Below are 24,047 nucleotides of genomic sequence, written 5' to 3'. Positions count from 1 at the left end.
TCCCCCACCTGCCTGACCGTTCAGCGGAACCGACGTGCCCATTCTGCGGCGGCGGACATGAATCTGTCGAGATGCTTCCCCGTCGTTTCGTCCGCCAACTCGAGATCATCGTCGAAGACGGCGCCCGCCCCCGAGAGCAGCACCCGCGGCTGCGGCATGACGTGAGCGTTCAGCCCCGCGAGCGATTCGCGCAGGGAGCGCTGGGCCAGCGCCGTCCCCAGGCGGCCGGGCGTCGCCCCCATGATCGCGACGGGCTTCCCGTCCCACGCCTGCGGACGCGGCGGTCTCGACCCCCAGTCCACGGCGTTCTTGAGCACGGCCGGCAGACCTCCGTTGTACTCCGGCGTCACGAGCAGCACGAGGTCCGCGGCGTGAACCGCAGCCTTGAATTCCGCGACCACGTCCGGATCGCCGGCGGCCTCCACGTCTCCGTCATAGAACGGCAGCCGGGACGGATCGAAATCCCGCGTCTCGACACCGTCCGGCGCCCGCGCGATGGCGGCCCGCAGGAGCGCCCGGTTGAACGACCGTCGACGGCAACTGCCCGCAACGGCGAGCACGGAGAGCGGCGCCGGACCCGACGCCGACGCTGAGTCTGGTTGGCGTGTCATGGGCCGGAGAGTGCGCCACGCGGGGACCGCGCGCAAATTGCGACAGCTCGCCGGCAGCGGCGACGTTCCCGCGGGAACATCACACTTCGAGGAGCCGTCCGATGAAACAGTCTTCGTTCGTGTACCGCGCGATGCTCGCGGTCGTCCCGTACACCTGTTCGCTTGCACTTCTGTTCGCTACCGCAGGCGCCACGACCGCGCAGGAGGCTTCGAACGGAGACGGGGAGCCGGAGAACGAGAACCTGCCGCTGCCCGTCGACCGGACCGTCGCCATGGACATGACCGAGGGGAGCTGGATTTCTCTCGACGTGAGCCCGGACGGCGAGACGATCGTCTTCGACTACCTCGGCGACCTCTTCACCATCCCGATCGGCGGCGGGGATGCGACGCAGCTCACCTCGGGGATGGCCTTCGACGCCCAGCCCCGCTTCTCCCCCGATGGCGCGCGGATCGTCTACACGTCCGACTACGACGGCGGACAGAACATCTGGATCCGCTCGCTCGACGGCTCCGACACCACGCCGATCTCGAAGGGCGCGGCCAATCGCGCCGAGTCGCCCGAGTGGCTTCCGGACGGTGACTACATCGTGGCGTCGATGGGCGGCTTCCGCGGGGGCGGCCTGCCGAAGCTCAAGATGTTCCACGTGGACGGCGGGAGCGGCATCCAGCTCGTCTCGGAACCGGACAACCTGAAGATGCTCGGGGCCGCGGTCTCCTCCGACGGCCGCTACATCTGGTATGCGCGGCGAACCGGCGACTGGACCTACAACGCGCAGTTTCCGCAGTACCAGCTCGAGGCGTACGACCGAGAGTCGGGCGAACGATACACCCGCTCCTCGCGATACGGCTCCGCGATCCGGCCCGTGCTCTCGCCCGACGGCCGCTGGCTCGTGTTCGGGACGCGGCACGAGGCACACACCGGGCTCTTGATCCGGGACCTCGAGAGCGGCGACGAGCGCTGGCTCGCCTATCCCGTCCAGCATGACGACCAGGAGTCGCGCGCCACGCTCGACGTACTTCCCGGCATGTCGTTCACCCCGGACTCCCGGCACCTCGTCGCCTCCTACGGCGGGAAGATCTGGAAGCTGCCGGTCGAGGGAGGCGAGGCGGAGGAGATCCCCTTCCGCGTCCGGTTCGACCTCACGCTGGGACCGAGGGTCGACTTCGACTATCCGATCGAGGACACGCCGACCTTCACCGTGCGCCAGATCCGCGACGCGGCGCCCTCCCCCGCCGGGGACCGGCTCGCCTTCACGGCGCTGGACCGCCTCTGGGTGTCGGGCGCCGACGGCTCGAGCCCCGAACGCCTCACGGACGCGGACATGTCGGAGCACTTCGCGACCTGGTCGCCGGACGGCGCGTGGATCGCGTACTCGACGTGGGACGGAAACGAGGGGCACCTGTACAAGGCGCGGAGCGACGGCGGCGGGGATCCGGTGCGGCTCACGCGCGACGCGGCGACGTACTTCGCCCCCGCGTGGGGGCCGGGCGACCGGATCGTCGCGGTGCGCGGCCTCGTGCGGGCCTACGAAACACAGGGCGAGGGCGGCGCTCCGGGGACCGAGATCGTGTGGGTGTCCGCCGACCCGGACGGCTCCGGCGGCGGGCCGGCGACGCTCATCGCGCCCACGGACGGACGGGCGAATCCCCACTTCGTGGAGGAGAACGACCGCATCCACCTCTTCCGTTTCCCCGACGCCCTGGTCTCGATTCGCTGGGATGGGACGGACGAGAAGGAGCACGTGAAGGTGCGCGGGCCCACGCCGCAGGGCTCGACGCAGGGCCTGACCCCCTCGACCATCGAGATGGCGCCGCGCGGCGATCAGGCGCTCGCGGAGATCCAGCGCGAGATCTACACCGTGACGGTGCCGCGCGTCGGCGTGACGCCGACGATCAACGTCTCCAACCCGGACAACGCCTCCTTCCCCGCCCGCCGCGTCACCGACATCGGCGGCGAGTTCCCCGCCTGGAGCGGCGACGGCCGCACGGTGCACTTCTCGCTCGGCAACGCCCACTTCTCCTACGACCTCGATGCCGCGCAGGCGTACGAGGACAGCGTGGAGGCGTCCGAAGCCGCCGAAGATGTCGATGAGACGGACGAGGAGGCCGGAGCGGACGAGGAGGAAGAGGAGGAGGTGACCGAACAAGAGGAGGAGGACGAGGGCTACCGCGCGGTTGAACACCGCATCCTCATCGACGCGCCGCGCGACATCCCCACCGGCGTAGCGGTGCTCCGCGGCGGGCGCGCGATCACGATGAACGGCAGCGAGGTCATCGAGAACGCGGACATCGTGGTCCGGAACAACCGGATCGAGGCGGTGGGCGCGAGCGGTACGGTCGCCGTGCCGGAAGATGCCGTCGTCTTCGACATCAGCGGCCGGACGGTCGTGCCGGGGTTCGTCGACACGCACGCGCACCTGCGGGCGCGCGACCAGCTCCACCGCACCGACGTGTGGCCCTACCTCGCCAACCTCGCGTACGGAGTGACGACGACCCGGGACCCGCAGACCGGGAACACGGAGGTGCTCTCCTACGCGGACATGGTCCGCACCGGGACCATCCTCGGGCCGCGCGTCTACTCGACGGGGCCGGGCGTCTTCTGGCAGGACGGGATCGACACGGAGGAAGAGGCGAGGGATGTTCTCTCCCGCTACGCCGACTACTTCGATACCAAGACGATCAAGATGTACGTGGCCGCGGCGCGAAAGGGGCGGCAGCACATCATCATGGCGGCCCGCGAACTGGGGCTCATGCCGACGACGGAGGGGTCGCTGAACCTTCGGCAGAACCTCACGGAAACGCTGGACGGATACCCGGGGCTCGAGCACTCCATCCCCGTCTTCCCGGTGTACGACGACTACGTGCGGCTCTTCGCCGAGACGGGTCGGGTCTACACGCCGACGCTGCTGGTATCGTACGGGGGGCCGTGGGCGGAGAACTACTTCTATTCGCGCGAGAACCCGCACGACGATCCGAAGTTACGCCGCTTCGTCCCGCACGATGAGGTGGACTCGCGCACACTGCGCCGGCCGCAGTGGTTCCGGGAGGACCAGCACGTGTTCTCGCGGCACGGGGAGTTCGTCAGGAACCTCGTCGACGCGGGCGGCAAGGCGGGCGTGGGGAGCCACGGCCAGCTGCAGGGACTCGGCTACCACTGGGAGCTGTGGGCGATGGCCGCCGACGACATGGACGAGCACGACGCGCTGCGCACGGCGACGATCTTCGGCGCCGAAGCGATCGGGCTCGACCGGGATCTCGGCTCGATCGAGGCGGGCAAGCTCGCCGACCTCGTGATCCTGACGGCGAACCCGCTGGACGACCTTCGCAACACGAACGCGATCGAGCAGGTGATGTTCAACGGGCGCCTGTACGACGCGGATACGCTGGACGAGATCCATCCCCGGCAGCGGCCGCTGGCCCCGCTCTGGTGGTGGGACGACGAGCCGGACGGTGTCCCGGGCGTGACGGCCCGCTGACGGAGAAGGCCGATCGGTGCGGAGCGGTTACGACTTCGTGATCGCGGGCGGAGGCGTCGTCGGCGCCTCCGTCGCCTTCCACCTGGCGGAGCTGTCGGACGCCTCCGTCGCCCTCTTCGACCGGGGAGAGGTGTGCGGCGGGGGCACGGGCCGGTCGTGCGCCATCGTCCGCAGCCACTACTCGGTGGCGAGCAACACCGCGCTCACGCTCCGGAGTCTCGACGTGTTCCGCGATTTCCGGGGGGCGCTCGGCGAAGACGACGTGGAGTGCGGCTTCGTGAACTCGGGCTACCTCATCCTCGCGGGGCCCGGAGCGTTCGCCGACCGGCTGGCCGACAACCTGGCGCGGCAGCGGGAGCTGGGCGCGGACACGTCGCCCATCGGCCGGGCGGAGGCGCTGGAGGTGCATCCCTGGCTCGAACTGGAGGGCGTGGCCGCCATCGGCTGGGAACCGGCGTCCGGCTACGCGGACCCGGTCGCCACAACCCGCGGGTACGTGACGGCCGCCCGGCGGCGCGGGGTCGCGGTGTTCGAGCACACGCCCGTGGAGCGGCTGCGCCTCGCACCGGCTGGCGGTCCGTCCATGGGTCGCGTGACCGGCGTGGCGACGCCCGGTGGAACGGTGGAGGCCGGGTGCGTCGTGAGTGCGGTGGGGCCCTGGACCCGCGGTCTCTACGCCGGCTCCGGTCTACCGGACGATGCCATTGACGCCCTCCGCCTAGAGGTGTCGCGGCACGTGGTGCTGACGTTCGGCGGCGCATCTCCGTACGGCCCTGAACTGCCTATCGTCAAAGACCTTACAGTCGATAACAAAATGTATTTTCGACCTGCGGACGGCGGCGTCGTGCTTGTGGGGACCGGAGATTTCGGAGACCCGCTGGCGGATCCCGACCGAATGACCGCCGCAGCTCCTCGGGACCTCGTCGCCCTGCAGCGAGCCCAGGTCGGAGCCCGCATGCCGGCCTTCAAGGGGGCGCGGCTCACGGGTTCGTGGGTGGGTCCCTACGACATCACGCCGGACTGGAATCCGGTGTTGGGTCCCGCCCCCGGCTTGCCGGGCCTGTACCTCGCCTACGGCTTCTCGGGGCACGGGTTCAAGCTGGCCCCGGCGATCGGGCGCTGCGTAGCACAATCGCTACTCGGCGAGGCGCCCGACATCGACCTCGCGCCGTACCGCCGGGAGCGCTTCAGCGAAGAAGCACTACTCCTGGGCGCCTACGGCGTCGGATCCATCTCCTAGCTCGTCGTGATGCTCGGAAGCGTGCCCATCTTCGTGGCGCAGGTCTCCGGCGGGAGCCACCGCGGGAGCGAACAGGGGGGCAAGCGCAAGGAGGCCGATGACGCTCATTCGCCGGACAACCGTGGGCGGATGCGGCGAGCCGCGTTCGTTCAACAGGCGTCGCACGCGCAACTCCAACTGCGAGCGGCGGTGGCCGATGCAGGGGACGGGGATGCTCCGGTCCCGCCGGACCACCCACCCCGCCACTTCCGTCAGGCAGCTCGCCATGGCGAAACGGTCTTCGAGCTGGCTGGCCGCCCAGTCATCACACTGCTCTTCGGTGGCGAGACGTACCTCGCGCACCGCAAGTCGAAAGAGAGGCTGAAGGAAGAAGACCGCCTGGAGGACGTTCAGGGTCCCCAGTCGGATCGTGTCGCGGCGCCGGTGGTGCGCGACTTCGTGGCCGAGGAGCGCGGCAAGCTCGCCGTCGTCCAGTTCATGGAAGGCGCGAACCGGTACGCAAATCTCGCGACGGGTTCCCATTCCGAGCGCGAGCGGCGAACCGAGGGTGTGGCACTCCGTCAGGCGCGGCGGCGAGTCCAGTTCCGCTCTCCGACTGAGCCTGGCGAGCGCCCGGGAGGCTCGCGGATTCGCCACCGGCTCGCGGTGGAGGAGGCGGCGCCGGAGCATCGCCAGCCGAAGGAGGTAGAAGGCAAGCAGGCCGCACGCGAGGAGGAGCCACGCGGCGCCGGCCGAGCGGAACCACGCCGGGCTGACCGCAGCATCGCTGTGAGCCGCTTCGCCTTCGCCATGGGCCGCCTCCCTTTCGCCGCGGATCTCACCGGCCGGCCGTGCGGGGATGGGCGCCACAACATTCGCGCGGTCGTGTTCACCCTGTTCGCCCTCGGCGTGGGGTCGCTCCGCGCCGACGACGAACGAGGGCGCCGGAAGCCGCCAGATCGCCGCCTCCGGCGAGGCGAACGTCCGGGCCGTGGGAGTGATGAGGCTCGCGGCGAGCGCCGTGTACCAGATCGTCTCCCGAAGACGCGGATGGGTCCTCGGGAAGAGACGCAGACCGAGCCAGGCGATGCCGCACCACAGGGTGCTGTGGACGAGGAACGCGAGGAGCCACGCCATCAGTTCGTTCATCCCGCTCCCCCCTTCCGCTTCGCTTCAACGAGAGCCCTGAGATCGTCCAGATCCTCAACGTCGACTTCGCCGGACTGGATCAGATGGTTGACCAGCGCCGTGCTGTCGCCGGAGAACAGGCGCTGCACGAGGTCGCCGACCATCCCCTCGCGAACGTCCGTCTCGGCGATCTCGGGCCGGTAGATGAACTGTCGGCCGTTCAAACGGTGGCTCACACACCCGTACTCCTCGAGCTTGCGCAGCATCGTCTTGATTGTCGTGACGGCGAGCCCCCGCTCCTCGAAGAGTGCCTGGTGGACCTCGATCGCGGGGGCTTCGCCGCGCTCCCAGAGCACGCGCATGATGGCGAGTTGCAGGTCTCCGAGTCGACGTTTCGGCTGCATGGATGCCCTCCGGCGTACGGGACCGGTCGATTACTCAGATAGTCGTATCCCATGACCCCGGATCCCGACAAGGGTTCCCGGGGTCGATGGATGCGCCGTGAAATTGACGTGCCAACCATGACGTGGGTCACTCGGCGGATGCAGCGGAGACCAGCGCGAGGCTATCGTGACCTCGTCTTCAGCTCGGCCTCGAACGCGTGCATCTCGCCGCGCAGGATCCGGAGCTGGTTGTACAGCGGACGGTAGGCTGCGTCTTGCGGACGGACTCCATCGCCTCGGGCTTCGCCGCCGCCTTCGCGGCCACCGTGCTCACCCCGGCCTTCGCCGCCGCCGTGGCCTTCGCCGTCCTCCTCGCTTCCGGCGCCGTGGCCTCGCTCGATGCCGGCTTCCGGATGGCTGATCCAGGAACTGAATTCTTCGCCGAACGTCCCGAGTTCGACGGGGATCGTCTGACCCGGCCCGACGTCGACGCGCTTCGTCGGCCCAAGTTCCGTGCCGTTGTCCAGGTGGATCTCGACGCGCACCTGCGACAGGGGGTTCGCCGTGGTGTTCGTCACCGAACCCGCGAAGACCTGCGTGTTGGGGTTGAACTGAAGGACGAGGCGGGCGCCGTTCGCGAACAGCTCGTCCTGCCTCGTCATCTTCGCGAGGTAGGCGCCGCCCTCCTCGCCCCCCGTCCGGCCGCCGTGCTCGCCGCGGACTTCCCGGCGCTCACGGCTTGCCGGCCGACCAACCTGTGGGCCAGCCGGGTAGGCGCTGAGTCCCGCGAGCGTACGCGTCTCGCGGAGCGCGGCGCGAGCCTGTTTCACCATCTCGTAGAGCGCGTCCGCGTCCGCGCTGTTCCGGACAACCTGCGGCTCCGGCCGCTCCTGCACCGGGGGCGCATCGTCCCCCCCGCCGCCCACCAGCGCGGGCCCGCCTACTCCCGCGGTGCCGAGCAGCATCAGCGATACGATCATGATCTTCATCGCAATTCCCTTCTCGTCTCGTTGTTGGTTCGTATCCATCGTGATTGACTACTGTAATAGTCAACTACTCCGGTAGTCTACATAGGTTCCAGGAAACGCACAAGAGATGGCAGAGGAGAATCCGGAATGGCGGAGAAACGGAACCGACTCGCCCCAGGGACCGTGATCGGTCTCGGGCTCAACCTCGCCGGGGCTTGACCCTCAGCCCTCCGGCGAGAGCACGAGCCGGACCGCGCCGCGCGGGCGGTCGGCCGTGTAGAGCGCGAGTTCGAACCGCCCCGCGAGCAGATCGTCGAGGTCGGCGGCGCTCAGCGTCAGGGTGCCCTCGGCCGACGCGTGGCCCGGGCCGGAGAGACGGCGCACGACGGCGTTCGGCCGCGTTCCGCTCCCCCGGCGCTGGAGCACGATCGCGTGGGCGTCCGCCGGCCGGAGGGCGGACGTGGAGATGAGGTAGCGGAGGGTGCCGCGCGGCAGGTCAAGGCTGAAGCTGCCGTGGAGCCGAGGGGCGGCGGGCCGCCCGGCCCATCCGCCGTCACCGGCGACGCTGAACCGGACCGGTTCCGGCGCGCGGCCGTCCACGAGCGGAGGCGTGCGGTGGGGCGCGCGGCGCGGCTCGATCGCTCGTTCGAGCGCGTATGCGAACGCGACCAGGCGCGCATCGTCGAACGGGCGGCCGATAAGCTCGACGCCGGTCGGCATCCCGGTCCGCGTGAACCCCGCGGGCACGCTGATCGCCGGCAGCCCGCTGTGCGCGGCCAGCTGGCACGTCCCCCCGACCGGCGGTGAGCCGATCCGTGCCGGATCGCGCCGCAGCGTCGGGTAGGCGATCGCGTCGAGCCGCTCCGCGTCCATGAACGCCACGATCGCTTCCCGCAGCGCGGCCTGCCGCTCCAGCACCTCGGCGTAGGCCGCTTCGTCGCGCGGGCCCGCCTCGCTGCGCCGCCGGAAGGTGCCGTCGAGCTGCTCGTGGTGCAGTCCGAGTTCCACGATCTCCCCGAGCGACGCCACCGGCGCGCCGCCGGCCGCGTCCAGGTACGCGGCGAGATCCACGGCGAATTCGAGCCCGATCACGCCCGTGTTCGCCAGCAGCGAGTCCTGCTCGGGGATCTCAACCTCGACGATCTCCGCCCCCGCGGCAGCCATTGCGTCGAGGGCGGCCCGAACCGCCGCCGTGACCGGAGCTTCCGCGCCCGAATCCGACAGCCACTCCGTCAAGGCCCCGATGCGCGACCCCGCCAGCGACCCCGCGTCGAGCGCCGCGCGGAAGCCGGCCGGCTCCCGGCCGCGCATCGCCTCCGTGGCCGCATCCGCCGCGTCCGCGCCGACCGTCGCGTCGAGGGCGATCGCGAGATCCACGACGGAGCGTGCCAGCGGCCCGCCCGTATCCTGCGTGTGCGAGAGGGGGATGATGCCGTCGATGCTCGACAGCCCCTTCGTCGGCCGCAGCCCGACGAGGTTGTGAACCGACGACGGAATGCGGATCGAGCCGCACGTATCCGACCCCCACCCCACGGCGCCGAAGCTCGCCGCGACCGCGGCGCCCGTCCCGCCGGAGGAACCGCCGGGGTTCCGCGCCGGGTCGTAGGGGTTTCGCGTCTGTCCGCCGAGCGAACTGATGCTCGTGATCCCCGCCGCCAGCTCGTGCATGTTCGTCTTGGCGAGGATGATCGCCCCCGCCTCGCGCAGCTTCCGCACCTGGAAGGCGTCGTCCGGCGGCGTCCACCCCGCGAGCGCGACGGTCGACCCGGCCGTGGGCATGTCGAAGGTGTCGTAGTTGTCCTTGAGGAGGATGGGGATCCCGTGCAGCGGCCCCCGCACCCGCCCCGACGCGCGCTCCGCGTCGAGCCGCCGCGCCTGTTCCCTCGCCGTGGGATGGAGGCGGATGATCGCGTTGAGCGCCGGCCCCGCCCGGTCATAGGCCGCGATCCGGGCGAGGTATGCGTCGACGAGATCCACGGACGTCACCCGACCCGACTCGAGCGCCGCCTGAAGCTCGGGGATCGACGCCTCCGTCACCTCGAACGGCGCCGACCCGGCGGCGTCCGCGGCCTGGGCAGAGAGCCGTGCCGCCGAGGAGCCGCCCCCCGCGAACACGAGCCCCCACGCGACGAGGCGGCGGACGATGAGGGGGCGGACGACGGGAACGTTAGCGGCTTCCATGTGCCGGGTGCCTTTCTCCGATCGCCACGAACGTCCCCGAGCAGGTGGCCGTGCACTCGCCTCCGGAAAGCAGATCGGCTTCGACCACGACCTTGCGCTCGCCCGCCTCGGCGACCCGCGCTCGGAGTTGCACCGGCGCGTCGGAGGGTGTCGGCTTCCGCAGCCGGACCGTGTATTCGGCCGTCACGGTGACGGGCGGATGGTCCAGGCCGCGCGTCCGCATGAAGTACCAGGCGGCGCACCAGTTGCCCTGGCAGTCGAGCAGGGCCCCGATGATCCCTCCATTGATCATTCCCGGGAACGCCCGGTGATTCGGCCCGGGCGTCCATTCGGCCTCCACCTCGTAGCCGTCGCCCGTCGCGGGGAAGCTGCGCAACCGAAGCCCCTCCGGGTTCGCCGGGCCGCAGCCGAAACAGATCGACTCGGGGGCGTACCTTTCCTGCAGCGCCTCGCTCACGATGACGCGGCCCGCTCGCGCGCCACCAGGAACCGCCGCAGGATCTTGCCCGACGCCGACTTCGGAATCTCCTCCAGGAACTCCACCGCGCGCACCTTCTTCTGCGGCGCCACCCGCTCCGCCACGTACCGCATGATCTCCTCGCCGCTCACGTCCCCCGCCCGCACGACGCACGCCTTCGGGATCTCTCCGGCTTCCTCGTCCGCCACCGGAATGACGGCGACGTCGGCCACGGCCGGATGGGAGAGGAGAAGATCCTCGAGCTCGGCGGGGGCCACCTGGTAACCCTTGTACTTGATGAGTTCCTTGGCCCGGTCGACGATCGTCACATATCCGTCCTCGTCCGCGCGCCCCACATCCCCGGTGTGGAGCCAGCCCTCGGCATCGACCGTGGCCGCGGTGGCCTCGGGATTCCCGAGATATCCCTTCATCACCTGCGGGCCGCGGACCCACACCTCCCCTTCCCCGCCGGGTCCCAGCGCTTCGCCGGATTCGAGATCGACGATCATCATCTCCGTGCTCGGGATCGTCGGCCCGATCGTCCCGATCTTGTCCGCATCGACGCTCTCCCCGAAACAGACGTGGGTCACGGGACTCGCCTCCGTGAGGCCGTAGCCCTGGAACACGCGGCACCCGATCCGGTCCTGGCAGGCGAGGGCGATTTCCTCTCCCAGCGGGGCGGCCCCGGACATGATCCAGTTCACGGACGAGAGGTCGTAGTCGTCGACCGCGGGGTGCTTGGCAAGGCCGAGCACGATGGGCGGAACGAGGTAGAGACAGGTGGCCCGGTACTGCTGAATCGCCCCGAGGAACTCCTCGAGATCGAAGCGGGGCATGGTGACGACGGTCGCGCCCGCCTTCAGGGCGCCGCTCATGACCACGACCATCCCGTAGATGTGGAAGAAGGGGAGGACGGCGAGCACCACATCGTCGGGTTCCACCAGACCGATGGCGCTGAACTGCTCGATGTTCGCGACGAGGTTCCGGTGCGTGAGCATCACGCCCTTCGAAACCCCCGTCGTGCCGCTCGAATACGGGAGCGTGAGGAGGTCCTCGGCGGAATCCCGGATGCCCGCCGGCTCCGCATCCGACCCGTCCTTCGTCCCGTCCGCGATGAGGTCGGCGAAGGCAGTGGCGCCCTCGGCCGCGCCGAAGACGAAGATCTCTTCGATGCCCGTCCGCGCCGCGACGGCTCGCGCCCTTTCGAGAAGCGGGGGGACGGTGATGAACCAGCGGGCGCCGGAGTCGTTCAACTGGGAGACGAGTTCGTCGTCCGTGCTGAGAGGGTTGAGCGTCGTGTTACAGCCGCCGGCCATGCCCGCCGCGAGGAACGCCGTCGCGTACTCGGGCAGGTTCGGGCTGCAGATGGCCACGACGCCTCCGCGCCCCAGTCCGCGGGTCGCGAGGCCTCGTGCAGCGGCGCGCGCCTGATCCCGGAGTTGACCGTACGTCACCACCCGGCCGCTCGGCCCTTCGATGAACGCGGGTTTGTCCCGGCGCTCCCCGAGGGAGCCCAGGAGGTAATCGGAGAACGACTGCTCCGGCACGGTGATCGGGGGATGGGGACTCTGGAAGATCATCGCCGGAAGATCGGCGAATCGGCGGCGGCGCGGCAAGGCGGCCGCCAACCCGCGCGCGGCTGCGTTCACCAGCTCGAGCGGATAGACTCGTGTGCCGTGACCATGAACCGAAGGATTCTGCTGTGCGCCGTGGCCCTGGCCCTGGGGGCGCTTTTTGTCCGCCTCGGGTTCTGGCAACTCGACCGGCACGGGGAACGGAGCGCGGGGGTGCGCGCGCGCGCCGAGCGCGCCGACGCCCCGCGGCTCGAGTGGCTCGGCCCCGGCGACGTGCCTCCCGATACGGCGGGCCTCATCGGCCGCCGCGCGCGGCTCGCCGGCCGGTGGGACCGGGCCGGCGAAGTCATCCTCCGCAGCCGCACCCTGGACGGGCGGGCCGGCGCGGAGGTGCTGACCCCGTTCCTCGTCGGCGGCGACGCCGGGCCGGTCGTGATGGTCCTGCGCGGCTGGCTGCCCGCGCCCGACGGCCTGCGCCCCGACCTCGCGTCCGGCTGGACGGGTTCACCCGGCGACGCCTCGGAGGCGCGCGCGCCGAGCGAGGTCGAGGGGGTCTTCGTGTCCTCGCGGGATGGCCGCGGCGGACAACCGCTCCGGCCTGAGATCGCCGGAGCCCAGCACCTCGCCATCGCGGGGCTCGACCTGGCCCTCATCCGTAAACAGACCGACCTGGACCCCTCTCCCCATGTCCTGCGCGCGGACGACCCTCCCCCGGGCGGCGTCCTGCGTCCCGCCCGCGCGCTCGAGACCGACGCCGGCCCGCACCTGTCCTACGCGATCCAGTGGTTCGCGTTCGCCGTCATCGGGCTGGGCGGGACCGCGATTCTGCTCCGCTCCTCAGGCGGCCGGAAGTCCCCCTCCGAAAGGAAGCGATCGTGAGCCATCGAAAGTTCTCCGACCGCCACGGGAATCGCTGGGAGGTGCGCGTCGCCTCCCGGTCCGAATGGCGGTTCGAGCCCCTGCCGGGAAACCCGGGCACGCCGCACCGCGTACGTCCTCCCCTCTACGCCGGGGACGACCCGTTCGAACTCAGCGAGCAGGAACTCCAGTCCATACTCGGCGCCGCGACGCCGGAGGCGGGAGCCGATCGCGGCGTTTCACCCGCCTCGCCCTTCGGGGAGACCTACGAACCGCGGAGGAAGAAATCGCCCTTCCTCGACGACCATGACTGAACCACTGTCCAACCCACAGGAGACACGCGATGTCTGACACGCCGCTCGGCCGCTTCTGCTGGTACGAGCTTCTCACCACGGACCTCGATGGCGCGCAGGATTTCTACCGGCGGATCGTCGGCTGGGAGACCGGAACATGGCAGGGCGAAGGCCCGCCCTACATCACCTGGAACAACAACGGCACCCCCATCGGCGGCGTGATGCAGCTTCCGGACGACGCCCTCGCCGGCGGGGCCCCGGCCCACTGGCTACCGTACGTGTCGACGCCGAATGTGGACGCGACGGTGGCAAAGGCGGAGGGGCTCGGAGGCGGCGTGATCCACCGCATGGAGATCCCCGACGTCGGCCATATCGCGGTCCTCAGGGATCCCGGCGGCGCGGTGTTCACGGCCTACCAGCCTTCAGACGAGACGCCCGGGCACGATGGGCCGCCCACCCTCGGAGAGTTCTCCTGGCACGAGTTGGTCGCCGGCGACCTCGACGCGGCCTGGTCGTTCTACGCCGACCTGTTCGGCTGGGAGAAGACGACGGCGATGGACATGGGCGAGGCCGGCATCTACCAGATGTACGGGCGCGACGGCAAGGAGCTGGGCGGCATGATGAACCGGAGCGACGACATGCCGCCGCCGTGCTGGGGGCTCTACATCCTCGTGTCCGACGTGCACGCCTCGGCCGAACTCGTGAAGGAGCTGGGCGGGTCGGTCGTCATGGGGCCGATGGAAGTCCCCGGCGGCGAGTTCATCCTGCAGGGCATCGACCCGCAGGGAGCCGCCTTCGCCCTGCACAGCAGGTAGTGTGGCGGGCCTGCTCGGCCCGATTCAGACTTCCCGGTCGTCGGACAGACCCGGCGGCCGGCCGAGGATCTCGGACAGAATCACAGCGCGAGCGAGCGAGGGGTAGCGCTCGAGACGTTCCAGCGGACCGCCCTGCCGAGTCGAGGCACGCCGGCTTGCCGTCACGGACCCTTGCGGTTCACGGAGCGGACTCGACGCCGCGAGCCCGGGCGGCGGTCGCCGCCGGCTTTCGCGCCCAGGAGCCGCCGGCGCGGGCGCACTCGTCACCGGTCGCGGAGCGGGTGCCGGAGCCGGCCGGATGAACGGAGGGGGCTCGGGGGCCTCCTCCGGGTCCACGTGGCCGACCATGCTGCCCGGCCGGCCCTCCTCCGCGGCCTGCTGCATCTGCTGCTCGAGCTGGCGGCCCATGTCGCGCAACTGGTCGCGCAGGGTCGGACGCCGCGCCGGAGGCGGCGCTTCTCCTCCGGCGGGCTGGGCGACCTCGGCGAGCGACGGCTCGACCTCGAACTCGGGGGTCTCCCCGGCCTGCTCGAGCGCCTGTTCCTGCCGCTGCCGGTTCCTCTTCATCGCGGCGCCGATGCTGCGCACCCAGAGGAAGATCATCAGCAGGATGAGGGGCAGCGCCCCCTCGAGATCGGGCATCAGGCGTCCTTATCGCCTTCCGGCGGCTTCGCGATCGATCTGCGCATCTGCGTATCGCTCTGGATGTTGCGGTACTTCATGTAGTCCATGATGCCGAGGTTGCCCTCGCGGAACGCCTCGGCCATCGCGAGGGGGACCTCCGCCTCGGCCTTCACGACTTCGGCCTGCATCTGCTCGACGAGCGCCCGGTTCTCCTGCTCCGACGCGACCGCCATGGCCCGCCGCTCCTCGGCCTTCGCCTGCGCGATCCGCTTGTCCGCTTCCGCCTGGTCCGTCTGCAGTTCGGCGCCGATGTTCTTCCCCACGTCGACGTCGGCGATGTCGATGGAGAGGATCTCGAACGCGGTCCCGGAGTCGAGCCCCTTCGCGAGCACGGTCTTCGAGATGTTGTCCGGGTTCTCGAGCACGGCCTTGTGGGACGAAGCCGACCCGATCGTGGACACGATCCCTTCGCCGACGCGCGCGAGGATCGTCTCCTCCCCCGCCCCGCCGACGAGGCGGTTGATGTTGGCCCGCACCGTCACGCGCGCCGTCGCGATGAGCTGGATCCCGTCCTTCGCCATGGCGGCGACCTTCGGCGTCTGGATGACGCGCGGGTTGACGGAGACCTGTACCGCGTCGAGCACGTCCCGTCCCGCGAGGTCGATCGCGGCCGCCTGCCGGAACGGCAGTTCGATCTGCGCCTTGTCCGCCGAGATGAGCGCGTTCACGACCCGCTCCACGTCGCCGCCCGCGAGGAAATGCGATTCCAGTTCGTTCGTGTGGAGCGGAAGCCCCGCCTTGTAGGAGCTGATGAGCGGATAGACGATCCGCGGCGGAGGGATCTTCCTCAGGCGCATCCCCACCAGGCTGCCGAGGCCCACCCGGACCCCCGACGCGATCGCCGTAACCCACAGTCGGATCGGCACGATCCACGACAGAATGAGGAGGCCGAGCGCGACGGCGATGAGAAGGATGATCCCGCTTCCCGCAAGATCCTGCAGCATATTCAGACCTCGTTCCCGGTTTCGGATTCGGACGGCTCCTTGGCGCGGCGCACGAGCACTCGCCCGCTCGCGACCTCGAGCACGCGTATGGGGGTCCCGGCCTCGAGCCAGGGACCCTCGGTCACGACATGAATGCGTTCATCGTTGACGATCGCGACCCCCGTGGGCCGCAGGTCGGTGGACGTGACGCCGCGTTCTCCGACCAGATCCTCGCGCGGCGGCACGGAGAGATATCCCGTCTCGCGGCTCGTCGAGTCACGGAGGAAGAGTCCGGAGAAGCGGTTGCTGCGCGGCAGGTGCCGCACGAGGGCCCACGTCGCGACCCCCACAAGGATGATCGAGAGCGAGACGAGCCCGGCCGCGTTGAACACCTGGTCGAAGGTCGGGACCTGGCCGACCATGCCCATCACGGCCGCCCCGAGTATCGCCGCCGTCCCCAGGATGCCGGCGACCCCGAAGCCGGGGATGACGAGGACTTCAAGCGCGATGAGCACGGCGCCCGCGCCGAAGAGGAGGATCTCCTCGATGCCGGCGAGGTGGACGAGGTGGTGCGCGCCGAAGAACGCGGCCAGCGAGGCGAGTCCCACCGCGCCCGCCACGCCGAAACTCGGCGTCCGCACCTCCACGATGAGTCCGAGGAAGCCCAGGCTCAGGAGGAGAGGCGCGACCGCCGGGTTCGTGAGGAAGCGGACGATCGCTTCTGCCCAGTTGGGCTGGACTTCCCGCACCGGGGCGGCCGGAAGCCGCATGACCTCGAGGAGTTCGATGAGGTCACGGACCTCGGCGTCCGCGACGCCGAGCGCGGTGGCCTCATCCGTCGTGAGGGTGAGCAGCCTGCCGGCTTCGCTCACGCCGGGGACCTCGATGCTCTCGTCCACCATCGCCTCCGCGACCAGCGGATCGAGCCCCCGCTCCTCGGCCAGCGCGCGGAACTCGGAGCGCATCGCGCTCACCATCTTCTCCGGAGCCTTCTCGCCCTCGCCGGTGACAGGGGTGGCCGCGCCGATGGTGGAGCCCGGCCGCATGTAGATCCGGTCCGTCGCGAGCGCGATCATCGCGCCCGCCGAAAGGGCGCGACGGTTCACGTAGGCGTAGGTCGGGACCTCCGCGTCGCGCAGGTCGTCGATGATCTTCCACGCCGCGTCGACCCGGCCCCCGGGCGTGTCGAGTTCGATGATCACGGCGGGCGCCCCGGACTCCGCGGCTTCCGAGAGCGCACGCGCCACGAACGGGGCCACGCCGAGTTCGATCGTGCCGGAGATCGGCACCCGAACGACCGTGGCCGCGGACTGCGCGGACTGCTCGACCCGCGAGGCTGGCGTGAAGACAGTGCCGAGTCCCGGCGGCACGGGCCCGTCCGACGCGGACACCGCCACGACGGCCAGCCCGAGGGCAAGCACCGGCGCCGGCAGCCCCGTGATGCCCGATTTCATTCCCGGTCTCTTCATTCGTTGCATGGGCCGCAATCTAACCGTGCCGTGGGTCCGCCGCCCGTCAGCCGCCCGGCCGGTCCGGCAACCGGATCGGCTCACCCGGGGACGGCCGCACGCCTTCCGCGTACAACTGCGCGTTCAGCGCCGGCACGCGCGTTTCGATGAGCGTGTTGAGCCGGTCCAGCAGCTCCGGCATCACGTTCCAGACCTCGTCGACCTGCCACAGGTGGTCCGCGGTCGGGACCGTCGATGAACCCTGGATCGCGTTCGCGACCCCGGCGTTCCGGCGCGCGTCCCCCAGCTCGTCGCGGATCTCGTCGATCTCCTCCTCGATCGCCTCGAGCTCGTCTTCCAGTCCCTCGGGCGCCTCGTCCGCGCCTTCGACCAGGTCCTCCGCTGCGGAGAGCTGCTCCTCGAGCGCGTCGAGGGCCTGCCCCGCCTCGTAGATCGGGCCCGCCATGGCGTGGAGGCTCATGAGCGCCTCCTGCCGCGCCATTCGGTCCGTCCGGCTCATCGGGCGTCGCGGTTCCGCCACGACCTCGACCTCGGCCGAGAACGTCTCACCGCCCACGTCCATGCTCACGGTGTAGGTGCCCGGAAGGACGATCGGTCCCTGCTGTGCGCCGCCGAAGAAGAAGCCGCCTCCGCCGCCACCGCCCGGACCGCCGCCCTCGGGCTCGTACGGCCGGTCGTGACGCCAGTCCCAGATCACCTCGTTGACGCCGGCTTCCGCGGGCGCCTCCAGCGTACGTACATGTACCCCCGAGGCGTCGCTGATCTTCAATGCGAAGGAGTCCGCACCATCGTCCCCGTCCTCGCCTGCGCCTTCATCGTCCGGGCCGCCACCGTCGTCGTCCCCTTCTCCGTCGTCTCCCTCGTCGTTGCCATCGTCCCCGTCGGCGTCCTCTCCCGCGTCGTCCACCGTCATGTCCTCGGCCGGTGCATCCCTCAGGTAGTAGCGGATGCGCGCGCCGCGCGGCGGGTTCGGGGCGCTGTACGTGGCGCCGTAGAAGGGCCAGTCGCCCCGCTCCGTCCACATGATCGAACGGTCGCCGAACACGCGTCCCGCATCGGCCAGCATCCCCTCGGAGAGGGCCTCGAGCGGCGCCACGTCGGCCAGGATCCAGGCGCTGCGGCCGTGCGTGCCGACGATGAGGTCGTTCTCGCGCGGGTGCACGAGGATATCGTCTACCGGGACCGTGGGCAGGTTGTTCTTGAGCTGGACCCAGTTCTCGCCGCGGTCCACGGAGACGAACACGCCGACCTCGTTCCCGATGAAGAGGAGGTTCGGCGACCGGTGGTGCTCGACGATCACGTTCACCGACCACAGGTCCGGCAGGCCGTTCGCGATCGCACGCCAGCTCTGCCCGTAGTCCTCGCTCACGTAGGCGTAGGGCGCGTAGTCGCCGTTCCGGTGCCCGTCGAAGGTGGCGTAGACGCGCCCCTCCACGTGGTGCGACGGCTCCACCCGGCTCACGTACGTCCGCTCCGGGAGGCCCGGGATGCGGTCGACGACGTTCTCCCACGTCTCTCCGTCATCCCGCGTCACCTGCAGGTTTCCGTCGTCCGTCCCCGCGTAGATGAGCCCCGGGGCGAGCACCGACTCCTCCACCGAGGTCAGGTTCCCGTACGTGGAGATCCCGTCGTTGAGCGACATCTGCGACTCGGAGCCGGGGACGCCCATGATCTCCAGCTCCTCGCGGTCGATCTGCTTCGTGAGGTCGAGCCCGCCGACCTCTTCCCACGACATCCCGTAGTCCCGCGAGCGCAGGAGGTAGTTCGCGCCCAGGTAGACGGTCGCCGGGTCGTGCGGCGAGAGCAGGAGCGGCGAGTTCCAGTTGTAGCGGTAGGCCTTCGTCGTGTCGCCGTCGGCCCGCGGCCCGACGATGGGGCGCATCGGGATCTTCTCCCCCGTCGTCAGGTCGTAGCGGTTCATGTTCCCGCCCTGCGACTCGGAGTAGACGATCGTCGAGTCCGTCGGGTCCACGATCGTGAAGAAGCCGTCGCCGTAGGCCGTCTCGTACCAGTCCTGGTGCCGGATGCCGTGGAAGGAGCGCGTGTTCGAGGGCCCGCACCACGCGTCGTTGTCCTGCAGCCCGCCGCACACGGCGTAGGGCGTCCGCATGTCGTGCCCGATGGTGTAGAACTGGCCGAGCGCGATGTTGTCGAACATGCGCCAGTGCGCGGCCCCGTCCCACGAGGCCGCGACCCCGCCGTCGCTGCCCAGGATCAGGTGGTCCGGGTCCTCCGGGTTGATCCAGAGCTGGTGGTGGTCGACGTGGATCTGCACGGCGCCGTCATTCCTGAACGTCCGTCCCCCGTCATCCGAGATCGAGAGTTGCGTGCCGAGGACGTAGATGCGGTCGGGGTTGCTGGGGTCGATGCGGACCTGGGAGTAGTACATCGGCCGCGGGTTCGTGTCGGACACCTTCTCCCACGTCTCGCCGCGGTCGGTCGACCGGAAGAGCCCGCCCTGGCGCGGACCGCCGCCTCCGCCCCCGAAGCCCTGTCCCGGCCGTCGCGGGTCGGCTTCGACGAGCGCGTAGATGAGGTTGCCGTCCTGCCGGTAGATGTCGATTCCGATGCGGCCCTTGTCGCCCCCCGGCAGCCCGTCCGTCAGCTCCGTCCAGTTGTCGCCGCCGTCGACCGTGCGGTAGAGGCCGCTCCCGGGACCGCCCCCGTTGAACCCCCAGCCCGTCCGCTGCCGCTGGTACATGGCCGCGAAGATCGTGTTCGGGTCGGCGGGATCCATGGCCAGGTCGATGGCCCCCGTATGGTCGTCGACGTAGAGAACCTTCTCCCACGACTCCCCGCCGTCCGTCGTCCGGAAGACGCCGCGCTCGGGGTTCGAGCCCCAGAGGTCCCCCATCGCGGCCACATGGACGACGTCGGGGTTCCGGGGATGGATGAGGATGCGGGCGATATGCTTCGTCGCCTCGAGCCCCATGTGCATCCACGTGTTCCCGCCGTCCGTCGACTTGTAGACCCCGTTCCCCCACGGGGAGGACTGGCGGTTCTGCGGCTCGCCCGTCCCCACCCACACGAGGTTCGGGTTCGCCTGGTGAAGGGTCACGTCCCCGATCGAACTCGTCGGCTGGTCGTCGAAGAGCGGGGTCCACGACGTGCCGTGATTTTCCGTCTTCCACAGTCCTCCGGTGGCCGTGCCCAGGTAGAAGATCTGGGGTTTCGCCTCGACGACGTCGAGGTCGGCGATCCGTCCTCCCATGAGGGCCGGGCCGATCTCCCGGTATTCCAGATGAGAGATGGCCGTCTCGAGCGCGGACTGGGCGGCGGCGACCGGTACGCCGGTCGTGGCACCGAAGAGGAAACCGACCGCGGAGAGCGCAAGAACTCGGGCTGCTTTCATGATACTGCCTCGGAAACGGGGAGATGACGGGGCTTCCGCCCGCAAACTGCACCGCGGACATGCCCGCGCAATACGCCGGAACCCCATATGTTTCCGTGAACGTTGAGAATCTGTCCTTTTTTTCGGGCGTGAAGGAGAGACGGAATGAGAGAAGGAGTCGCGATGCGTTTTTCGGCGGTGACCACTCTGGGGCTCGTTGCGCTCCTTGCCGGCGTCCCGCCCCTCCCCATCGCGGGGCAGTCGATCACGGTCGTTTCCTGGGGCGGCTCCTACGGCCGCGCCGTCAACGAGGGCGCCAACATTCCCTTCACCGAGGCGACCGGCATCCGCATCAGCATGGAGGACTACAACGGCGGCCTGGCCCAGATCCGGGCCCAGGTGGACATCGGCAACATCCATTGGGACGTGGTCGACCTGGAGATCGCCGATGCCGTGCGCGGTTGCGACGAGGGGCTGCTCGAACTGATCGACATCGACGATCTGCCTCCCGGACCCGACGGCACTCCCGCGGCCGACGACTTCGTGGCCGAGACCCAGACCGAGTGCGGAGTGGGCAATCTGTACTGGTCGACCGTGTACGCGTACAACGATGAGAACTTCGCGGGCGAAAAGCCCGCCACCATGGCCGATTTCTTCGACCTGGAGAAGTTCCCGGGCCGCCGTGGGATGCGGCGGGTACCGCAGGTGAACCTGGAGTTCGCCCTGATCGCCGATGGCGTGCCGCTCGACGAAGTGTACGCCACGCTGAGGACGCCGGAGGGCCTCGACCGGGCCTTTGCCAAGCTCGAAACGATCAAGGATGAGGTAGTCTGGTGGGAGGCGGGCGCCCAGCCACCGCAGATGCTGGCCGACGGGGAGGTGGTCATGAGCACGGCGTACAACGGCCGCATCTTCAATGCCCAGATCATGGAAAGACAACCGTTCGTGATCGTGTGGGATGGGCAGTTGCTGGACATGGGTCAGGTCGGGATCGTCGCGGGCACGCCGAGGCTGGAAGAGGCGCTGAGATACGTGGCCTTCAGCACCAGCGCCGAGTCCCTGGCGCGGATCGGCCGCCGCATCTCCTATTCCCCGACGCGCAGATCCGGCATGCCGCTGGTGACGACCCACGTCACGGCAGGGATCGACATGGCGCCCCACATGCCGGCCGGCCCGGGCAACGTGGATCGTGCGCTTCGGTTCGACTGGGCGTTCTGGGTCGACTACCAGGACGAACTGAACGAGCGCTTCAGCGCCTGGCTGGCGCGCTAAAGGGCGGGCGCCGGCAGGCGGGCGCGCCAGGGCCTGTGTGCGCGGGCGTCAGAACACGACCCGATAGGTGACGTTCAGGCTCCGCCCAGCCTCCGGCATGATCTCCTTCACCCGGGAGAGGTGGTTGCGGTACTCGGTGTTCGCGGCGTTGGCGAGGCTCACGGTCAGGACGTTCAGGCGCCCGCCGAACGTGAACCGCACCCCGGCCGCGGCGTTGAAGACCGTGTACCCCGGGGTCGGCGTCTCGAATTCGCCGATCCGGTCCTGCCCGTCCGCCATTTCGGCCTCCGCCCGGACATACCACGACGGCCTCTCGTACTTCAGGGCCATATGACCCTTGAGCGGAGGAACGAGCGGCAAGGGCCGCCCGGTCTCCTTGAGACTGCCTTTCACCGATGAGGCCACCCCCTCCAGCGCCAGCCCCCGACCGGCGTCGACGTCCACGCCGACCTCGAAGCCGCTGAACACGGCGTCGTTGCCCTGGAACTGATACACGGGGAGGCGCACGCGGCTCAGGCGGCCCGTGTCCTCTCCGTAGATGTGGTTCCTGATGTCGTTATGGAAGCCGGTCACCTCGGCCTTCAGCCGGTCGGACTCGAAGCGGAGGAAGACGTCCAGCCCGTGCCCGACCTCGCCCTCCAGAGACGGGTTTCCGACTTCAAAGACGTAGGCCGCGAGGTGCGGCCCCTCCGAATAGAGTTCGGTGACATCGGGCGTGCGAAACGCGCGGGCGACGCTGGCGCCGAGCACCAGCCCGGAGGCGGACTTGTAAAGGACACCCAACGACCCCGACAAGGATTGGAAGGTGCGCTGGCGAATCTCGCCGATGTCCGACACCCGATCTTCCCCCGGATCGACCCGGGCCCAGTCGTAGCGCAGCCCCGACTCGATCTGGATCGAGCCCAGGTGGACCTCCTCGAGCAGATACATGGCCGCCTTGAACCGGCGCGTGTCCGGCGTGTGAAGGGATCCGCCGTATGCAAAATCCTCCCACGATACACGGCCGCCCATCGCACCCCCCGTAAACGGCCCCCATGCCTCGTGCCGACCCAGGACGTCCGCGTTCGCGCTCTGTTGATCGAAGAGCGTGCCCAGAATGCCCCCCGCTTCGATCTCGCGGTGCGTATACGCGGTGTGCGTCGCGTCGAAGCGGAGGTTGTGGAAGGGCCCGACCCTTCGTTCATCGACCACGGTCCGGAATTTCGCTGCGACCCGCTCCATTTCGATGCGCACCCCCTCCTGGTGCCCACCCACGAAACCACCCGGGATGCCGTAGTCGTTGCGGTAGCCGCGGAAGGACGCGCCCAGACGGCCCCAATCGGCGACGTAGGCCGTCCCCGCGCCCCCGCTTAGCAGTTCGCCGTCGGTGTTGAGAAGCGTGCCGACGGGCGTCTTCAGATCCCCCGCGGTCCGTGCGGCCACCTCCACCCGTACCGGCACGCGCTCCGCGATGGGGAATACGGTCGTCGCGCTGCCGGCCAGCGATCCGGTCGCGGTCTGCGTCTGCAGGGTCGCCGAGCCCGTCAGGCGGTGCGGCATGGACGACGGAATCTCGTCGCGGATGACGTTGATGACCCCGCCCAGCGCGTTGCCCCCGTAGAGCAGCGCGCCCGGACCCCGCACAACCTCGATCCGCCTTGCCGACGACGGATCGAGCGCGGTGGTGTGGTCCGCGCCCTGGCTGGAGGCATCGCCCACCGCAGTCCCGTCCTCGAGCATCAATACCCGATCCCCGCTCAGTCCCCGGATCACCGGTTGCGCTACCGACGGCCCCATCCTGGTGGCGGCCAGCCCCGGCATGGACGCCAGGGTTCCCGCTACGGTCGCCGTCATCTGGCGCTGCAGGTCGTCGCCCGCCATGACGCTCACGGGCCGGAGCGCCTCCGCCGCGGCGCGCTCGCTGATCGTGGCCGTCACCACCAACTCCCCCAGCGCGATGGGAGACGGTGACAACTCGATCACGACCTCTCCCGACTCCGCCACCGCCCGGCGCGCGCGCTCCGTCCCCACGGTGACTTCCACCGTGGTGCCCCGGTACCCCAGGCGCTCGGCTCGAAGCGTGTGCACGCCCGCGGCCATCCCGGTCAGGTGGAAGGTGCCGTCGGCGCGGGTCACCGCTCCGGTTTCCCTCCCGACCACCGATACGCGCGCTCCCGCCAGGGGGAAACCGGTCCCCCCGTCGCGCACGCTGCCCTCGAAGACGTACCGTTGCACCGGCTCCTGCGCGTCGACGCGGGGGACGACGAGCGCGGGGGCCACCGCCAAAATCAGGACAAGCGCTTTCCGCATGCATTCTCTCCGGCTGATGGCGCTTCAACTCTTGGCCGGTCCAACCGACGTCCGCAAGCTGCATGGCAACGCCGGGCGGACAAGGCAAGCCGCCGGCTGGAGCTTCCGCAGGCGAA

At 69.7% G+C, this 24,047-nt stretch carries 18 protein-coding genes; 6 read left to right on the top strand and 12 right to left on the bottom strand.

What is annotated here, in order from left to right; all coding sequences use genetic code 11:
- Positions 1-20 precede the first annotated feature (20 nt).
- Positions 21-560: an NAD(P)H-dependent oxidoreductase gene (locus RN901_RS10435; RefSeq protein ID WP_310758220.1), complete on the bottom strand. Its 540-nt coding sequence runs from the start codon at positions 558-560 to the stop codon at positions 21-23.
- Between the two features lie 152 nt (positions 561-712).
- On the opposite strand from RN901_RS10435, the gene RN901_RS10430 reads away from it, so the two are divergent.
- Both RN901_RS10430 and RN901_RS10425 read left to right on the top strand, forming a co-directional pair.
- A complete protein-coding gene (locus RN901_RS10430) occupies positions 713-4,087 on the top strand; it encodes an amidohydrolase family protein (protein ID WP_310758219.1) in 3,375 nt (1,124 codons plus the stop codon).
- A 16-nt stretch (positions 4,088-4,103) separates the two neighbouring features.
- Complete coding sequence (locus RN901_RS10425; protein ID WP_310758218.1) at positions 4,104-5,327, top strand: FAD-binding oxidoreductase; 1,224 nt, start codon at positions 4,104-4,106, stop codon at positions 5,325-5,327.
- Here RN901_RS10425 and RN901_RS10420 read toward each other — a convergent pair.
- The 6 genes from RN901_RS10420 to RN901_RS10395 form a co-directional block, all read right to left on the bottom strand.
- Positions 5,289-6,455, bottom strand: coding sequence for a M56 family metallopeptidase (locus RN901_RS10420; RefSeq protein ID WP_310758217.1), 1,167 nt, complete (start codon positions 6,453-6,455; stop codon positions 5,289-5,291). The genes RN901_RS10425 and RN901_RS10420 overlap by 39 nt on opposite strands.
- Positions 6,452-6,838: a BlaI/MecI/CopY family transcriptional regulator gene (locus RN901_RS10415; RefSeq protein WP_310758216.1), complete on the bottom strand. Its 387-nt coding sequence runs from the start codon at positions 6,836-6,838 to the stop codon at positions 6,452-6,454. The genes RN901_RS10420 and RN901_RS10415 overlap by 4 nt, the downstream gene beginning before the upstream one ends.
- Before the next feature lie 161 nt (positions 6,839-6,999).
- Positions 7,000-7,806 carry a hypothetical protein gene (locus tag RN901_RS10410; protein ID WP_310758215.1) on the bottom strand — a complete coding sequence of 269 codons (807 nt, stop codon included), beginning with the start codon at positions 7,804-7,806 and terminating at the stop codon, positions 7,000-7,002.
- Positions 7,807-8,007: 201 nt separating this feature from the next.
- Positions 8,008-9,966 carry an amidase family protein gene (locus RN901_RS10405; protein WP_310758214.1) on the bottom strand — a complete coding sequence of 653 codons (1,959 nt, stop codon included), beginning with the start codon at positions 9,964-9,966 and terminating at the stop codon, positions 8,008-8,010.
- Positions 9,953-10,423 (bottom strand): PaaI family thioesterase, encoded by a 471-nt coding sequence (locus tag RN901_RS10400; RefSeq protein ID WP_310758213.1) that lies wholly within the window; start codon positions 10,421-10,423, stop codon positions 9,953-9,955. Before RN901_RS10400 ends, RN901_RS10405 begins: the two co-directional genes overlap by 14 nt.
- Positions 10,420-12,072: a 4-coumarate--CoA ligase family protein gene (locus RN901_RS10395; RefSeq protein WP_310758212.1), complete on the bottom strand. Its 1,653-nt coding sequence runs from the start codon at positions 12,070-12,072 to the stop codon at positions 10,420-10,422. The genes RN901_RS10400 and RN901_RS10395 overlap by 4 nt, the downstream gene beginning before the upstream one ends.
- Positions 12,073-12,105: 33 nt before the next feature.
- On the opposite strand from RN901_RS10395, the gene RN901_RS10390 reads away from it, so the two are divergent.
- From RN901_RS10390 to RN901_RS10380, 3 genes are read left to right on the top strand one after another with little or no spacing between them, the layout of a single operon-like run.
- Entirely contained in the window at positions 12,106-12,876 is a 771-nt protein-coding gene (locus tag RN901_RS10390; protein ID WP_310758211.1) for an SURF1 family protein, read from the top strand.
- Positions 12,873-13,169, top strand: coding sequence for a hypothetical protein (locus tag RN901_RS10385; protein WP_310758210.1), 297 nt, complete (start codon positions 12,873-12,875; stop codon positions 13,167-13,169). The genes RN901_RS10390 and RN901_RS10385 overlap by 4 nt, the downstream gene beginning before the upstream one ends.
- Positions 13,170-13,198: 29 nt before the next feature.
- Positions 13,199-13,963, top strand: a complete 765-nt coding sequence (locus RN901_RS10380) for a VOC family protein (RefSeq protein WP_310758209.1) — start codon at positions 13,199-13,201, stop codon at positions 13,961-13,963.
- 24 nt (positions 13,964-13,987) lie between these two features.
- On the opposite strand, the gene RN901_RS10375 is transcribed toward RN901_RS10380, so the two are convergent.
- The 4 genes from RN901_RS10375 to RN901_RS10360 all read right to left on the bottom strand — a co-directional run bounded on the left by RN901_RS10375 (position 13,988) and on the right by RN901_RS10360 (position 20,391).
- Entirely contained in the window at positions 13,988-14,605 is a 618-nt protein-coding gene (locus RN901_RS10375; RefSeq protein ID WP_310758208.1) for a hypothetical protein, read from the bottom strand.
- Positions 14,605-15,591: a flotillin-like protein FloA gene (gene floA, locus RN901_RS10370; RefSeq protein WP_310758207.1), complete on the bottom strand. Its 987-nt coding sequence runs from the start codon at positions 15,589-15,591 to the stop codon at positions 14,605-14,607. Before floA ends, RN901_RS10375 begins: the two co-directional genes overlap by 1 nt.
- A gap of 2 nt (positions 15,592-15,593) precedes the next feature.
- Positions 15,594-17,024 carry an NfeD family protein gene (locus RN901_RS10365; protein ID WP_310758206.1) on the bottom strand — a complete coding sequence of 477 codons (1,431 nt, stop codon included), beginning with the start codon at positions 17,022-17,024 and terminating at the stop codon, positions 15,594-15,596.
- 61 nt (positions 17,025-17,085) lie between these two features.
- Complete coding sequence (locus RN901_RS10360; RefSeq protein ID WP_310758205.1) at positions 17,086-20,391, bottom strand: hypothetical protein; 3,306 nt, start codon at positions 20,389-20,391, stop codon at positions 17,086-17,088.
- A 144-nt stretch (positions 20,392-20,535) separates the two neighbouring features.
- Here RN901_RS10360 and RN901_RS10355 point away from each other — a divergent pair, with 144 nt between their 5' ends.
- Positions 20,536-21,642, top strand: coding sequence for an ABC transporter substrate-binding protein (locus RN901_RS10355; RefSeq protein ID WP_310758204.1), 1,107 nt, complete (start codon positions 20,536-20,538; stop codon positions 21,640-21,642).
- A gap of 48 nt (positions 21,643-21,690) precedes the next feature.
- On the opposite strand, the gene RN901_RS10350 is transcribed toward RN901_RS10355, so the two are convergent.
- Positions 21,691-23,931 (bottom strand): TonB-dependent receptor, encoded by a 2,241-nt coding sequence (locus RN901_RS10350; protein ID WP_310758203.1) that lies wholly within the window; start codon positions 23,929-23,931, stop codon positions 21,691-21,693.
- Positions 23,932-24,047 lie beyond the last annotated feature (116 nt).

It is taken from the genome of Candidatus Palauibacter soopunensis (assembly GCF_947581735.1).
GTDB lineage: Bacteria > Gemmatimonadota > Gemmatimonadetes > Palauibacterales > Palauibacteraceae > Palauibacter > Palauibacter soopunensis.
Note: the sequence above shows the minus strand (reverse complement) of the source record. Positions and strands in the feature narration are given on the sequence as shown.